This is a genomic window from Sphingomonas quercus, from assembly GCF_018863195.1.
Lineage (GTDB): Bacteria > Pseudomonadota > Alphaproteobacteria > Sphingomonadales > Sphingomonadaceae > Solisphingomonas > Solisphingomonas quercus.
Map to the genome: position 1 here is coordinate 120557 of NZ_JAHKRT010000001.1, position 14714 is coordinate 135270.

The window sequence follows — 14714 nt, forward strand, 5'->3', positions numbered from 1 at the left end:
TGTGCGTTATCGCTCAGCCATGCCGCGCTGTCACCTCGGCTGTTGCGGCCCGGAGACGGTGGTCGGGCCGACCGTGCGCGTCGCCTGGGTCGTCGGCGGGGAACCGAGCGCGAAATCCGAGATGCTGCGCGTAACCCGGTTGTAGTTCACCGCCGGATCATAGAGCGGCCCGGGATTTTCCAGGTTGAGATTCCTGATCTCGGCCTGTCCCATCGCATTGAGCAGCGCGAAGCCGGCGACGTAGCGGTCGCGCTCCGCGCTGACCAGCGCGACGCGGCTGTTGAGCAGCTCCTGCTCGGCGTTCAGCACCTCGATGACGGTGCGGGTGCCGACGCTGTTCTCGGCGCGCGCGCCCTCCAGCGCCAGCTGGTTGGCCGACACCGCCACCTGATTCGCGGTGATCGCCTCATTCGAGGCGCGGAAGCTGGCAAAGCTGGAGCGCGCCCGGGCGACCACCGATCGCTCGACCAGCACGGTCTGCTCGAACGCCTGCGACTGCAGTGCCCGCGCCTGACGTACCCGGGCGGCGACGAGGCCGCCCTGATAGAGCGGCACGTTGAGACGCACGCCGACGTTCGACGTCGTCACCACCTGGTTGCCGGCGACCCCGGGCAGGCCCGACGCCTGCTGCAAGGTGTTGAGATAATTGAGATAGGATGTTCCCGCAAAGATCTGCATGCTGGGCAGCAGGCCGGCGCGCGCCGTGCCCACGTCGAAACCGTTGGCGCGCGCAGTGGCGGCGATCGAGGCAAGCTGCGGATTATTCTCGATCGCCACCTCGGTGGCGCGATCCGGACTGTCGGGCAGGATCGGCAGCGGCGGCGGCGGCTCGAGGTTGACCGGCTCGAGGCCCGTCACCCGGCGGAAATTCTCCTGGCTGGAAACGAGGTTGCCCTGCGCGACCGCCAGCTGGCTGCGCGCACCCGACAGACGCGCTTCCGACTGGGCGACATCGGTGCGGGTGAGGTCGCCAACCTCGAAGCGATCGCGCGAGGCCTGGAGATTGGTCTCCAGCACCTTCACCTGATTCTCGTTGAGCTGGACGATCGACTGATCGCGGATCACGTCCATATAGGCGCCGACGGCCTCGGTGAAGAGGTCGGCCTCGACGCCGCGCAGGTCCGCCCGGCCGGCCTCGACGCGCGCATCGGCCGCCTTGATCGCCGAGCGCACGGCGCCGCCCTGGAACACTGGCACGCTCAGCGTGCTCGTCGCCTGAAGCTGGCGACCGCGGGATGCGAAGGTGCCGATGCCGTCGAAATTCTGGGTGAAGCCGACCTGCCCGCTGAAGGCCGGACGGCCGTTCGCCTTGGCGATGGCGACATTCTCGTCCACGGCGCGCAACTGGGCACGCGCGCCGGTGATGGTCGGATTGGTGTTGTACGACTGGATCAGGGCATCGCGCAGCGTCGTCGCCTCTGCCACCCCGGCCATGGCCGCCAGGATCGCCGTCCCCGCGATCAAGGCACCCCGCTTATGCAACACCATCCCCTCTCCCCCTTCTCATTTCTGTTCTTAGAAGCTGAACGCCCTCACCTTGGCGAAACCGGGCAGCACCACCGCCTCCGAATCGGCAAAGGGGAAGAGACCGAACGCCGAGCCCGACTTGCGCCCCAGCGCGAGACGGGTGACGCCGCGTTCGACGATGCCGGTGGCGAGCCGCCCGCCATCGACGAGCTGGTCGACGATCGCCTGCGGCACTTCTTCCACCGCTCCGTCGATCAGGATCAGATCATAGGGGCCGCCGCCGGCATGGCCCTCGGCGAGGGGGCCCTCGTCCACCGCGGTCGCGGCATGATGAAGCGCGCCGCGGGCCTGCGCGACGAGCGCCGGGTCGGACTCCACCGCGGTCACCGCCAGGCCGATATCGGCGAGCACCGCGACCGAATAGCCCGTCGCCGCGCCGATGACGAGCGCGCGCTCGCCCGGGCGCGGGCGCGCCGCGTCGAGCAGCCGCGCGGTGGCGAGGATCGGGTTGAGCTGCCGCCCGCCGCCGAGCGGCAGGGCGCGGTCGATATAGGCCACGGGCTGCTGCCCGGGGCCGACGAACGCCTCGCGGGGCACGCGGCCCATCGCGGCCAGCACGCCGGCGTCGGTGACGGCGTTGGTGCGCAACTGGCTCGCCACCATCGCCTTGCGGGCGGCCGCGAAGTCCTGATCTGTCGCCGGTTCGGTCATGAGCACTCCTGTCGCACAAGTGTGTTATACACGCAATACAGTCAAACTGCCTTTGTCTGTATCGCCAGCGTGCGCGCGCGCCAAGCGTCGGCGGCCGCTTGCCACGAATATGGTTTGCAAAGCGTTTACGGTACGAGCGTGTCCCATGCCGGTTGACAGGCCGGGCAAAGCCTCGCATCTGCCCCGCTTCCACATCGGGGCCCGATGGCGGAGTGGTTACGCAGAGGACTGCAAATCCTTGCACGCCGGTTCGATTCCGGCTCGGGCCTCCATTTCCGAACCCGTTCCGGCGCAACGCAAAGGTTTCGGAAAGGAAGTCTGCGTAGCCTACGTGGCTGAAGCGCGACATGGCTCGCGCGAATCAGACAATGGTCAAGGGCGGCGAGAACCGATGTTCAACGACGAAAAGAGCGATGAAACGCGCTCCGCTGTCGCCGGCGCGCCCCCGGCCACGCCGATGTCGGCGCAGGAGCGCCGCTCCGGACAGCGCCACATGTCGATCCTGCGCGTCGGCAAGATGCGCACGCCGCGCGGCGAGGATTTCTGCCTGATCCGCAACATCTCGGCAGGCGGACTGATGGCGAAGCTCTATCGCCCCGTCCAGGTCGGCGAGCATGTCGTCATCGAGCTGCGCGCCGAGCGTCGGCTGGCCGGCGAGATCCGCTGGACCAGGGACGACGCCGCCGGCATCCAGTTCGACGAGCCGATCGACGTTGCCGCGCTCCTCGCCGATCGCGAGGAGTTCGTCGACGGCCGCCACCCGCGCCCGCCGCGCCTCTCCCACCGCTGTCGCGCCACGATGCGCCTCGGCGCGGACTATCACCGCGTCACCGTCGTCGACATTTCGCAGGGCGGCGTGAAGCTGGCGGTCGACAAGCCGGTCGCGATCGGTGCCGATGCGGTGATCACGATGGAGGGGTTCCGCGCGGTCGCCGGCGTCGTGCGCTGGTGCAGCGACGGCCAGGCCGGCATCGCCTTCAACCAGGTCATCCCCTATCCGGAGCTGACCGGCTGGCTGCGCGGCCAGTCCCCGCGATAAGGCATAAATTGCACATGGTTAGCGGGATTTAACCCTGCGCGAACACCGCGGGGCAAGGATCATGCGCGATAAGGCCGCATGGCTCCCGTGTTTTTCTCCGCAATGTCCGGACTCCGTCACCTGTGCCGGGCGACGCGCGGCGGCGTGAGCGTGATCGGCGCACTCTCGGTAACGGCGACGATCGGCATGTCCGGCCTCGCTGTCGAGGCGAGCCAGGGCTATGCCGAAAAAGTCTCCAACCAGCGCATCGCGGACGCCGCCGCCCTGGCCGCTGCGATGGCCTATAACGCCAATCGCACCGACCCGAACCTCGCCAGGACGCTGTCCGACACCGCGCAGGCGATCGCGGCCGCCAATGGCGTGGCGCCATCCGGGGTGTCGCTGGCCGGCCCCACCGCCGACGGGCCGACGCGCAAGCTGATCAGCGTCACTGTCACCACCAGCGTGCCGCTCCGCCTCACCCGCGTGCTGACGCCGGCGCTCAGCTACGGCGTCAGCGCCAAGGGGGTTGCGGCGGTGTCGGACACGGCGCCTGGCGACAAGGGCAGCGGCGGCTGCATCATCGCCCTGTCGTCCACCGCGCAGAATGGCGTGGCGCTGTCCGGCGGCACCGGCATCGTCGCGGACGGCTGCGTGGTCGTCGCCAACGCCCCGATCACGCTGAACGAAGGCGGCAACATCACCGCGAGGCAGGTGATTTCCGGCGGTGCGGTGACCCGCAACGGCGGCAGCTGGATCAAGACCACGCCCGAGGACAACAAGATCTCGGCCAACGTGCCCGGCGCGGCCAGGGATCCGCTCGCCGCCAGCGCCGCGCTGAAGGCCGCGCTCGACAAGGCGGACGATCCCTCATTCTTTATCCCGTCCGCCAGCATCACCGATCCGGACACGCCCAATGGCGGCAAGGACTGGTATTTCGACTGGAACGGATCCAGCAACACCGTGAAGCCCTACCTCGTGGAGGGCGGCGTCTATGTGGTGCCGCCACCGGCAGCGGGACAGACCTACCGGATCAGGAAGCTGACCGTGGACGGCGGCGTGCGCGTCACCTTTCAAGGGGCGTCCACCGTCACGATCAACAACGGCCTCGTCAACGGCAGCAATCCCCTCACCATCGGCGACGGCAGCGACTGGAAGGTGAATGGCGGGATCGACACCGGCAGCGGCGGCATGGCCATGGGCAATTCCAGCCTCGCCATTGGCCAGGGCAATGTGCGCTTCAACAATTTCTCGATCGGCAATGGCAATCTCATCGTTAACGCCACCGCCAACTTCACCTGGAGCACGATCTCGATCGGCGCGGGCACCCATGCCTTTCGCGGGCTGAACGTCAGCGGCACGCTCAACGTCGGCGAGGGCGATTTCATCTCGCCCGGCCAGCTCAAGGTCACCGGCGGCACCGTCCTCAACATCGCCGGCGGCCCGACCAGCAGGATCGCCATCGGCGACACAGGCGGCACGTCGATCTTCGTGGACGGCGGCTCGACGCTGAAATTCGGCGCCTCGAAGAGCTTCGTCACCAGCGGCGGCATCACCACGGCAGGCGGCACGAACCTGATCTTCGGCGCCGCCGCCAACCATTTTATCAAGGGGACGATGAACCTCGCCGGCAGCGCCAGCTTCGGCAGCGGCGCCTATACGATCAACGGCGACTTCACCAACGGCACCGGCGGCGCGATGACCGGCACGGACGTCAGCTTCTTCATGTCCGGCCGGGTGTCGCTCGGCGGCGGCAGCGGCGTGGACATGCGCGCGCCGCAGGCGGCGGTCGGCGAGGCACTGCCGGATATCCTGTTCGCGACGCGCACCAGGCAGCCCACCTCCCTCAGCCACGGCGCCAACATGCTGCTGTCCGGAGTGTGGTGGTCCCCCTATTCGGCGTTCGTGATGGACGGCGGCACCAGCTTCCGGTCGGGCAGCCGCTGCTTCACGCTGGTCGCCGACACGGTGACGCTCAGGGAAGGCGGCGCGATCAGCGGCATCGGCTGCCCGGCGACGGGCAGCGGCCAGACCGGCGGCCCGGCGACCCTTTCGCTGATCCGATGATGCGGTTGCTCGCCTTTCTCCGCCGGCTGGCCGACGACCGGCGCGGCGTCGCGGCGCTCGAATTCGCGCTGTGGTCGACCTGCTTCTTCCTGACCGCGCTCGGCGGGCTCGATTTCGCGCTGTGGCGCACCTACCAGCTCCGCCTGCATGTCGCCGTCGAGCAGGGGGCGATGATGGCGTTCAACGCGCGTGATGCCGCCGGCGCCGCCACTGCGACGAGCATTCGCGCCTATGTGCAGGCCGCCGCCCGCCTGCCCGGCGCGGTGCAGGTGAATGTGACGTGCAATGGCGGCGGGGACCTCGCCTGCGCCGCCAAGGGCGACACGGCCCGCACCTGCGCCTGCATCAGCACCCTCAACGGCGTCACCAGCTATGCGCCCGCCAGCTGCGGCAGCCCATGCGCGCACTCGGCGCCGGCCGGCTATTATCTGACGATCCGCGCCAGCTATCCCTATCGGCCGGTCGTGCTGCCCCGGAACGCGGTGTTCGGCGGCACCATGGCCGATTCCGCGACGATCCCGCTGCAATGATCCGCCACCTCTTCCGTGACCGGCGCGGCGCCACCGCAGTGGAGTTCGCCCTTGTCGCGCCCGCGATGCTGGCGATGATCTTCCTGCTGCTGGAAGGCGGGCGGATGATCTGGACGCAACAGGTGCTCCAGGAAACCGCCTTCGCCGCCGCGCGCTGCATGGCCCTGAAATCAAGCGATTGCACCGATGTCAGCGCGATGCCGGCATGGGCGGTGACGAGGGCCCGCGCCTCGGGCGTGCGCATCGCCGCCGGGGCGGTGCACATCGAGAGCAACGCCGCCAGCAACAACCCGCTCTGCCAGAATCAGCCGGGCATGAACGGCGTCGCCATCACCAGCCCGTTCGCAAGCCGCATCGGGCATATCCTGCCGGTGGCGGGGCATGGCCTCACCGCCTCGGCCTGCTTCCCGGTGGCTCCGACGCCGTCAGCCTGACGTTTTTGCGATACGTTCGCAAAAAGGCTTGACCCAGACACCGCGCCGCGCTCTTCTGCTATTGCAAGTCATTTGCATGTAGGAACGGGCCATGTACGAGCTTATCGATCAGCCGGTGAATGCCATCGGACCGGGCAGCCGCCTTCTTCTCTGGGCCATGCGCGGCTGGGCGCAGGCCCGCGCTTCGGGCACCTGCCCGCCTGGCGCCATCGCCCCTGCATTTCTCCATTGCGGGGTGATCGCCGCGCTGCCCGATCTACACCGGCTGATGCTGCTTCTGGAGGGCGGCGAGCTGGAGCGGCTGATGCTGCCGCCCCCCGGCGCACCGCGCATCGACGATATCGAGGCAGTGCTGTTGCAGCTCTGGGCCGACGCGCTGAGCCGTCCCCACTGCGCCCGCGCCACATTGTCGCTGATGCTGTGCCGCGAAAGCGGCGGGACCGATCGGGCGGAGCTGGACGCGGCGTTTACCGCGCTCGGCAAGGTCGCGACGGTGCTGCTCGGCAAGGGGCTGGCACCCGAAGGATTGGCGGCGCGCAGTTCGGCGGGCACCTGATCTCCACCGGTCACAGGGTTGACCTGCGCCCGCCGCTTACCGAATGAGGGCGCATGTCCGCGCCCCTCACCCTGTTCAACAGCCTGACCCGATCGCTCGAGGTCTTCACCCCCATCGATCCGAAGATGGTGCGCCTCTATTCCTGCGGGCCGACCGTCTACAATTTCGCCCATCTCGGCAATCTGCGCGCCTATGTGTTTACCGACACGCTGCGCCGGGTCCTGAACTGGAAGGGCTACGCGGTCACCCATGTCATCAACATCACCGACGTCGGCCATCTGACCTCGGACGCCGACGCCGGCGAGGACAAGATGGAGCGCGCGGCATCGGCCGCCGGCAAGACGATCTGGGACATCGCCGCCTTTTTCACCGCCGCGTTCAAGGCCGATCTCAAGGCGCTCAACATCCGCGAGCCGACCATCTGGTCGACCGCGACGGATCATGTGCAGGATATGATCGCCTTCACACAGGCTATCGAGAAACATACCTATCCACTTGAATCCGGCCTGTATTTCGACACGACATCGGTACCCGATTACGGCCGTCTGGCCGGCAGCGCCACCGATGAGACGGTGGGCCGCATCGCCGAAGTGGAAGGCAAGCGCCACCCCGCCGACTTCGCGGTATGGCGCAAGTCGCCGGCCGGAGAGACGCGGCAGATGGAGTGGGAGTCCCCGTGGGGGCCCGGTGCGCCCGGCTGGCATCTCGAATGCTCGGTGATGAGCATGAAGTATCTCGGCCAGCAATTCGATATCCACACCGGCGGCATTGATCATCGCGAGATCCACCATCCCAACGAGATCGCCCAGAACCAGGCTTTCACCGGCTGTCAGGAAACTGGTGCAAATATCTGGATGCACAATAATTTCCTCGTCGATCGTGGCGCCAAGATGTCCAAGTCCTCGGGTGGCTTCTCGACGTTGGCAAGCATCGTCGAGCGCGGCGTGCATCCGCTCGCCTATCGCCTGCTGTGCCTCTCTGCGCATTATCGATCGGAACTGGATTTCTCCGCCGACAGCCTCGGCGCGGCGTTGACCCGGCTCAAGCGCCTCGTCGGACAGGTGGAGAAGCTTCGCGCCGAGGTCGGGCCGCAGCCCTGGATGGCGGTGCTCGACCAGGCCAGGGACGGCAAGGGCGCCTCCTATCGGTGGCAGCTGGAAGCGCTCGGCGAGTTGCCGCCCGCCCCCCTCGCCGCCTTCGACGACGCGATCGCCGCCGACCTCAACCTGCCCCGCGCCCTGCCCTTGGTGGAGGAAGTGGCCAGCGACAGGACGATCCCCGCCGGCACGCGCCTGCGGCTCGTCGCGGCGATGGACCTCGCCCTCGGCCTCGACCTGATGCATGTCACCCGCGCCGCGTTGCGCGTCCGGCCAGGGCAGGCGGCGCTGGATGCAGCCGCGATCGAGGAGAGGCTCGCCGGGCGCAAGGAAGCGCGCGCCGCCAAGGACTTCGCCCGATCCGATGCGATAAGGGATGAACTCAACGCCGCCGGCGTCGAGATCATGGACGGCGATCCGCTCGGCTGGGACTGGCGCGTCGACCTCGCCTGAAGCGGCGCCTCGGCAGTACCCCGGAGGGGCGGCGATCAGTGCTGAAGCTGCTCGGCCAGCCGCTGGTTGGCGAGGCGGAGCTTCTCGGCGATGTCGCCGACGAAGGCGCTCTCCAGCGCCGGGCGAAGATCGGGATTGGCGGCGAGGAAGCGGTTCAGCGCCTCGGCCTCGATGCACCAGAAACGGGATTTGGTGGCGAGGCGCACAGTGGCGGTGGCCGGGGTGCCGGCAAGCGCGGTGATCTCGCCGAGGAAATGGCCAGCGCCGCAGGTCGCGACCGGCTGGTCGCCGCTCAGCACCGTCGCCTCGCCTTCGCTGAGGTAGAAGAGATGCGGCGCGCGCTCCCCCTCCTTGATCAGGGTCTCGCCGGCCAGACCGTCGATCCACAGCCCCTGGCCGAGCAGCTGCCAGGCGGCGGTGCGGCTCATCCGGGACAGCGCCGTCTCGGCGAAATGGCCCTCCTCCGCGGTCATGCGGACGCGGTCGCGCCGGACGAACAGCAACAGGAGCTGGATCAGATTGACGATGACGAGCAGCGTCGCCACGCCTGAAGCGATCGGCCGATGCGTGGCGATCGCCGCATAAAGGCCGAGCGCGCCGGCGATCGCCAGCCCGGCGCGGATCGCGCGAACATCCTTGATGAACGACATGACGACGAGCACGCCGCCTGCTGCCAGCATCGCCATCTGCGCGAGAGTCATCGCCCCGGCCAGTCCCGTTTCCTGAAATTCTTTTCCCCGATTTCCGGCTTTAACGACAATGGCCCGGGCCGGCCAGCGCGTAAGCGCGGCACGCGGGCGTGCTTATCTGGCCAGCGCCTTGAGCACTGCCTGCCATTGCGCGACCCCGGCATCCAGCGTGGCCAGCGGCAGCCGTTCGTCGAGGCCGTGGGCGCGATCATCCTCGGATTTCATGAAGATGCTGGCGACGCCATAGGCCGGCACCCCCAGAGCGCGGAAATGCATCGAATCGGTGGCGCCAGCCTCCATCGCCGGCAGGATCGGCAGACCGGGCGCGCGGGCGTGCACCGCGTCCGTCACCGCCTTCACCACATCGGCGCGGAGCGGCGATTCCGGCGCCGCCAGCGTACCCGCGTCGCGATAGGCGACGGCGATGCCGGGATCCGCGACGATCTGCTTCAGCTGCGCTTCGATCGCGGCGATCGAGGTGCCGGGAAAGATGCGGCAATTGATCACCGCCTCGGCGCGCTGCGGCAGCGCGTTGGGGGCGTGGCCGCCGTCGATCATCGTCGCCACGCACGTGGTGCGGACAAGGCCGACATATTCGGGATCATCGGACAGCGTCGCGGCGGCGGCGGCGTCGCGCGGATTGGCGGCGAAGGCCTTCATCGCCGCCCCGAGCGGGCCGGGCGTGCGCGGCGCGCTGGCCTCGAAATAGGCCCTGGTCACCGGGCTGAGCTCGGGCGGGAACTGGAAGGAGGCCAGCCTGGCGAGCCCGGCGCCGAGCCGGTAGATGGCGTTAACCTTGCCCGGACGGCTGGAATGCCCTCCGGGATCGGTGACGGTCAGCACATATTCGGCATAGGTCTTCTCGGCGGCCTGCAGCCGATAGGCGATCGGCTTGCCGTCCTTGTCGAGCAGGCCGCCGCCGGCGTCCGCGTTCAGCACCAGCTCGGCGTTGCGGAGCGCGCTGGCGGCGGCCCGGGTGCTCGCCATGCTGGTCTCCTCATCGCCGGTCAGCGCGAGCACCAGGTCGCGGCCCGGCACCCAGCCGGCCGCCTTCAGCTGGAGAAGCGCGGCAAGCAGGATCGAGACGTCGCCCTTGTCGTCGAGCGCGCCGCGCCCATAGACATAGCCGCCCTCGATCACCGGCACGAACGGATCGCGCTGCCAATCCTCGCGCTTCGCCTCGACGACGTCGATATGGCCGAGCAGGACGATCGGCCTGGCGCTGCGATCGCGCCCCGGATAGCGGACAGTGAGATAGCCGGTCTCGCCGACGGGGGTGAAGGCGATGTCGCCGGCCGCGAAGCCGCCGGCGACCAGCCGTTCGCCGATCCAGCGCGCCAGCACCGGCACCTGCCCGCGCCCGGCGACAGTGGGCACCGCCACCGCCTTTTGCAGGATCGCCAGCGCCTCGCGCCCGCCGGGCGTCGCCGGCCCCTGCGCCGGAGCCGCGCCCGCCAGTGCGGCTGCCGCCGCCAGACCTGCCGCCAACCGCTTCCGCATGCCGTCGCCCCCCGCTTTTCCGACTATCGCTTTACCAGCTTGCCCGCCGGTCGCTAGAGAGCTGGGCTATGGCCGACAAGACACTCACGCCGTCCCGCATCGCGTTGGGCGCCTCAGCCCTGATCGCCGTCGCCGCGATCGGCGTCGCCACGCTGCGCGGCGGGCCGGAGGCGCCGCCCGCGCCGCCGCCACCGTCGGCCGCCGGCGCGCCGGGACAGGCACCGGACGTCGCCGCCATGATCCCGCAGCTGGAGGAAAGGCTGCGCGGCAACACCACCGACGCCAATGGCTGGCGCCTGCTCGGCTGGGCCAATTTCGAGACCGGGCGCTATCAGCAGAGCGCCGACGCCTATGCCAAGGCGACGTCGATCGACCCGGCGAGGGCGGACTATTGGTCGGCGCTGGGCGAGGCGACGGTGATGGCGGAGAAGGTCGGGGTCTCGCCGCGTGCCGAGCTCGCCTTCCGCAAGGCGCTGCAAGTCGATCCGAAGGATGCGCGCGCCCGCTATTTCCTGGCCATGAAGAAAGATCTCGGCGGGGATCACAAGGGCGCCATCGACGACTGGATCGCGATGCTGAAGGACGGGCCCGCCAACGCCCCCTGGGCGCGCGACGTGCGCCAGCTCGTCCAGGATGTGGCGGCGAAGAACGGGGTCGACATCGCCGGTCGGCTGCCGCCGCCCCCGCCCTCCTCCGGCCCGTCACAGGAACAGGTGCAGGCCGCAGCCCAGATGACGCCCGAGCAGCAGCAGGCGATGATCCGCCAGATGGTCGACCGGCTCGCCGCGCGGCTCAAGGCCAGCCCCCGGGATGGCGAAGGGTGGGTCCGCTTGATGCAGGCGCGCGCGGTACTCAACGATCGGGCCGGCGCCAGTCGGGCGCTCGCGGAGGGACGCGCGGCGCTCGCCGGGGATCAGGCCAATCTCGCCCGGCTCGGCGAAGCGGCGAAGGCGCTGGGCTTGCCGGGCGCCTAGTTCTCGCGGCCCGGCGGAGTGACCGGGAAGGGCAGCGGCGCCACCGGCAGACCATCCTCGATCAGAGCGCGGGCCTCGTCCGGCGTCGCCTCGCCATGAATGGCGCGCTGCGGCCGGTCGCCATTGTGCATGTCGCGGACTTCTGCGGCGAAGGCGCTGCCGACCCAGTCGGAGCCCTCCAGCATCTGCTTCTGCGCCCTGGCGAGGGCGGCGAGCATCGCCTTGCACTCGGCGTCGGCGCCGGTTGCCATCGGCATGGCCGGCGCGGCGCGATTGCCCTTGGCCGCTACCGCCGGCGCCATCACCGCCTTGTCGATGCCGGGGTCGCCGCACATCGGGCAGGAGAGCAGGCCGCGCGCCTTCTGCTGCTCATAATCCGCCGACGAGCCGAACCACGCCTCGAACACATGGGCGGCGCCGCATTTGAGATCAAAGACGATCACAGGAGCGCGATCGGGCGGCGATGGGCGATCGCCGGCACGCGGGCGCGGACGGCGGCCACCGCGTGCGGATCGACCTCGGCAAAGCCGAGGCCGGGCGCCTCGCCCATGTCGAGGATCACCTCGCCCCATGGATCGATGACCAGCGAATGGCCGTAGGTGTCGCGTCCATCCTCGTGATGGCCGGTCTGGGCGGCAGCGATCACGAACACGCCGGCCTCGATGGCGCGGGCGCGGAGCAGCACGTGCCAATGCGCGCGGCCGGTTGGCACGGTGAAGGCGGCGGGCACGGCGAAGGCGACGGCGCCGGCGTCGCTCATCGTGCGATAGAGATCGGGGAAGCGCATGTCGTAACAGATCGACAGGCCCATCGGCCCGAGCGGGGTGTCGGCGACGACGGCGCCAGCGCCCGGCGCATAGGCCGCCGATTCGCGCCAGCTCTCGCCGGTCGGCAGATCCACGTCGAACAGATGGATCTTGTCATAACGCGCGCGGATCGTGCCGTCCGGACCGATCACGAAACCGCGATTGGCGAACCGGCCGCCCTCCCCGCCGGCCAGCGCCAGCGAGCCGAGATGCACCCAGATGCCGGCCTCCGCCGCTGCCTCGCGGACGGCGGCGAGCACCGAATCATCGGCCTCGCTATGGATATGGGCGGCGGCGCGCGCGCGATCCCGATCGACGAGGTTGCCCATCTCGGGAGTGAACAGCATCGCCGCCCCGCCCGCCGCCGCCGCGGCCACCGCATCGGCGAGCGCGGCGGCGTTGGCGGCGGGGTCGATGCCGGTGGTCGACTGGAAGAGCGCGACGCGCATCCTCGTCAGGCCGCGAGCAGAGCGTCGAGCTTGCCTGCCCGGTCCAGCGCGGCGAGATCGTCCGACCCGCCGACATGATCGCCGTTGATGAAGATCTGCGGGACTGTGGTCTGCCCGTTGGCGCGGCTCAGCATCTCCCTGCGGCCGTCCCCGCCCATGGTGATGTCGGTCTCCGCGAAATCGACGCCCTTGCTGGCGAGGAGCTGCTTGGCCCGCGTGCAATAGGGGCAGAACATTTTCGTGTAGATCTCGACCTTGGCCATTATCCGTCCTTTCCGGGGCGCCTTCAGTTGTGGTCGCATCGCCGCCCTGTCAACATGGCTCGTCACCGGTCACCACCCGCGCCCAGCAGAGCAGCCGCACCTCCACCGCCCCGGCCCGCTTGAGCGCGCGGGCGCAGGCGGCGGCGGTGGCGCCCGTGGTAAACACGTCATCGACGAGGAGGATGCGCCGGCCTGCGGCGCGCGGCGCGGCGCGGAAGGCGGCGGCGACGGCTTCGGCCCGCGCCTTCGGACCCATCCCGCGCAGCACCGGCGTGGCGCGGGTGCGCACCAGCATGTCGACGTCAAGCGGCAGCCCGGTCTGTCGCGACAGCGCGCGGGCGATGAGCGCGGCCTGATTATAGCCGCGCCGCCACAGCCGCCAGCGATGCAGCGGCACCGGCACCAGCACCGCCCCCTCCTCCCTCTCGATCCGCCGGCGCATCTGCCGCGCGACCGTACCGGCGAGGCCGGGCCGCCCGCCATATTTGAGGCGCAGCGCCAGCACCCGCGCCGTCTCCCCATAGGCAACGGCAGCGGCCACCCCGTCATAGGGCGGCGGATCGGCGAGGCACGGCGCGCACAGCGCACCCTCGCCCATATCGTGCGCGAAGGGCTGGCCACAGTGCGCACAGGCCGGCCCGCCGAGAAAGTCGAGCCCCTGCCAGCAATCGAGGCAGAAGAGATGCGGCGCGTCGACCACGACGCCGCACCCCGGACAGCGCGCCGGCAAGGCGAAATCGAGCAGGCGGCCGCCGAGCGCGGCGAGAGCGGGCATGGCCGCTTGTCACCTCGCCGCACCGCGCGCACAAGCCCGGCGATGAGCAGCAGCCCCGAGATATTCGACCGCGCGCTTCGCCGCCTCCGCCGCGATCGCGCCGCCCGCATGCCGGCCGAGGATTTCGTGCGCGCCCATATCGCCGCCGAGCTGATTGAGCGGCTGGAGCTGGTGAAGCGCGCGTTCACCCGGGCGCTCGATCTCGGCAGCAGCGACGACAGCATCGCCGCCCCGCTTGCCGCGCGCGGCATCGAGGTGACCCGCGCCGACGCCGGCCCCGTCAACGCCGCGCGCGGCGGCGGTCAGCCCTGGGACGAGGACTGCATGCCGCTCGCGGAGGCGAGTTTTGACCTCGTCGTGTGGGCTGGCGGCATGGATCAGGTCAACGATCTGCCCGGCGCGCTGATCCAGATCCGGCGCGTGCTGCGACCCGACGGGCTGTTCATCGCCGGGCTGGTCGGCGCGGGGAGCCTGCCGCGGCTGCGCGCCGCCATGCACGCCGCCGACATGGCCGGGCCCGGTGGCGCCGCCAGCCCCCGCCTCCATCCGCAGATCGATGTGCGCGCGATGGGGGACCTACTCCAGCGGGCTGGCTTCGCGCTGCCGGTGGCGGACGGCGAGTCGCTCGACGTGCGCTATCGCTCGCTGGCCGGGCTGGTCGCCGACATCCGCGCTGCCGGCGCCGCCAACGCGCTCATCCAGCGCAGCCGGCGCGCGCTGACACGGCTCCAGGCCGGCGCCGCCTTCGCCGCCTTTCAGGACGAGGCCGAGCCCGACGGGCGCGTGCGCGAGCGGCTGGAGCTGATCTACTGCCTCGGCTGGGCGCCGGACGAGAGCCAGCCCAAGCCGGCCCGGCGGGGCAGCGCGGTGCGCTCGCTGGCGGACGAGCTGAAGGGTCGCGGCTGAGAGTTTGGGGGCGAGGCAG

At 69.8% G+C, this 14714-nt stretch carries 16 protein-coding genes and 1 tRNA gene; 9 read left to right on the plus strand and 8 right to left on the minus strand.

What is annotated here, in order from left to right:
* Positions 1-30: 30 nt before the first annotated feature.
* Together KOF26_RS00585 and KOF26_RS00590 are read right to left on the minus strand one after the other, a co-directional pair.
* Positions 31-1485 carry a TolC family outer membrane protein gene (locus tag KOF26_RS00585; protein WP_363181509.1) on the minus strand — a complete coding sequence of 485 codons (1455 nt, stop codon included), beginning with the start codon at positions 1483-1485 and terminating at the stop codon, positions 31-33.
* Between the two features lie 30 nt (positions 1486-1515).
* A complete protein-coding gene (locus KOF26_RS00590) occupies positions 1516-2178 on the minus strand; it encodes a protein-L-isoaspartate O-methyltransferase family protein (RefSeq protein ID WP_216318373.1) in 663 nt (220 codons plus the stop codon).
* Between the two features lie 198 nt (positions 2179-2376).
* Between KOF26_RS00590 and KOF26_RS00595 the strand changes: the two genes are divergently transcribed.
* The 7 genes from KOF26_RS00595 (at position 2377) to cysS (ending at position 8333) form a co-directional block, all read left to right on the plus strand.
* Positions 2377-2450, plus strand: a tRNA-Cys gene (locus tag KOF26_RS00595).
* Between the two features lie 119 nt (positions 2451-2569).
* The gene (locus KOF26_RS00600; protein ID WP_216318376.1) at positions 2570-3217 is read left to right on the plus strand and encodes a PilZ domain-containing protein; all 648 of its coding nucleotides are present in this window, start codon (positions 2570-2572) and stop codon (positions 3215-3217) included.
* A gap of 102 nt (positions 3218-3319) precedes the next feature.
* Positions 3320-5263: an autotransporter outer membrane beta-barrel domain-containing protein gene (locus KOF26_RS00605; RefSeq protein WP_216318379.1), complete on the plus strand. Its 1944-nt coding sequence runs from the start codon at positions 3320-3322 to the stop codon at positions 5261-5263.
* On the plus strand, positions 5260-5793 hold the full coding sequence (locus KOF26_RS00610) for a TadE/TadG family type IV pilus assembly protein (RefSeq protein WP_216318382.1): 534 nt from the start codon (positions 5260-5262) through the stop codon (positions 5791-5793). Before KOF26_RS00605 ends, KOF26_RS00610 begins: the two co-directional genes overlap by 4 nt.
* Positions 5790-6227, plus strand: coding sequence for a TadE/TadG family type IV pilus assembly protein (locus KOF26_RS00615; RefSeq protein WP_216318385.1), 438 nt, complete (start codon positions 5790-5792; stop codon positions 6225-6227). The genes KOF26_RS00610 and KOF26_RS00615 overlap by 4 nt, the downstream gene beginning before the upstream one ends.
* Positions 6228-6318: 91 nt before the next feature.
* Entirely contained in the window at positions 6319-6783 is a 465-nt protein-coding gene (locus tag KOF26_RS00620) for a hypothetical protein (RefSeq protein WP_216318388.1), read from the plus strand.
* A gap of 53 nt (positions 6784-6836) precedes the next feature.
* Complete coding sequence (cysS, locus tag KOF26_RS00625) at positions 6837-8333, plus strand: cysteine--tRNA ligase (protein WP_216318391.1); 1497 nt, start codon at positions 6837-6839, stop codon at positions 8331-8333.
* Between the two features lie 35 nt (positions 8334-8368).
* Here the strand turns inward: cysS and KOF26_RS00630 are convergent, their stop codons facing one another.
* Both KOF26_RS00630 and KOF26_RS00635 read right to left on the minus strand, forming a co-directional pair.
* Positions 8369-9034, minus strand: a complete 666-nt coding sequence (locus KOF26_RS00630) for a cyclic nucleotide-binding domain-containing protein (RefSeq protein ID WP_216318393.1) — start codon at positions 9032-9034, stop codon at positions 8369-8371.
* 102 nt (positions 9035-9136) lie between these two features.
* A complete protein-coding gene (locus tag KOF26_RS00635) occupies positions 9137-10522 on the minus strand; it encodes a M20/M25/M40 family metallo-hydrolase (RefSeq protein ID WP_216318396.1) in 1386 nt (461 codons plus the stop codon).
* Positions 10523-10590: 68 nt separating this feature from the next.
* Between KOF26_RS00635 and KOF26_RS00640 the strand changes: the two genes are divergently transcribed.
* Positions 10591-11496 carry a tetratricopeptide repeat protein gene (locus tag KOF26_RS00640; RefSeq protein ID WP_216318399.1) on the plus strand — a complete coding sequence of 302 codons (906 nt, stop codon included), beginning with the start codon at positions 10591-10593 and terminating at the stop codon, positions 11494-11496.
* Here KOF26_RS00640 and KOF26_RS00645 read toward each other — a convergent pair.
* Genes KOF26_RS00645 through KOF26_RS00660 form a run of 4 tightly spaced genes read right to left on the minus strand, consistent with a single transcriptional unit; the run spans position 11493 to position 13789 of the window.
* On the minus strand, positions 11493-11939 hold the full coding sequence (locus KOF26_RS00645; protein ID WP_216318402.1) for a DUF1178 family protein: 447 nt from the start codon (positions 11937-11939) through the stop codon (positions 11493-11495). The two genes, KOF26_RS00640 and KOF26_RS00645, sit on opposite strands and share 4 nt — an antisense overlap.
* Positions 11936-12751: a nitrilase-related carbon-nitrogen hydrolase gene (locus KOF26_RS00650; protein WP_216318405.1), complete on the minus strand. Its 816-nt coding sequence runs from the start codon at positions 12749-12751 to the stop codon at positions 11936-11938. Before KOF26_RS00650 ends, KOF26_RS00645 begins: the two co-directional genes overlap by 4 nt.
* A 5-nt stretch (positions 12752-12756) precedes the next feature.
* Positions 12757-13014 (minus strand): glutaredoxin 3, encoded by a 258-nt coding sequence (gene grxC, locus KOF26_RS00655; RefSeq protein ID WP_216318407.1) that lies wholly within the window; start codon positions 13012-13014, stop codon positions 12757-12759.
* Positions 13015-13063: 49 nt separating this feature from the next.
* Positions 13064-13789, minus strand: coding sequence for a ComF family protein (locus tag KOF26_RS00660; RefSeq protein ID WP_216318410.1), 726 nt, complete (start codon positions 13787-13789; stop codon positions 13064-13066).
* Between the two features lie 42 nt (positions 13790-13831).
* Between KOF26_RS00660 and KOF26_RS00665 the strand changes: the two genes are divergently transcribed.
* Entirely contained in the window at positions 13832-14695 is an 864-nt protein-coding gene (locus KOF26_RS00665) for a class I SAM-dependent methyltransferase (protein WP_253200901.1), read from the plus strand.
* Positions 14696-14714 lie beyond the last annotated feature (19 nt).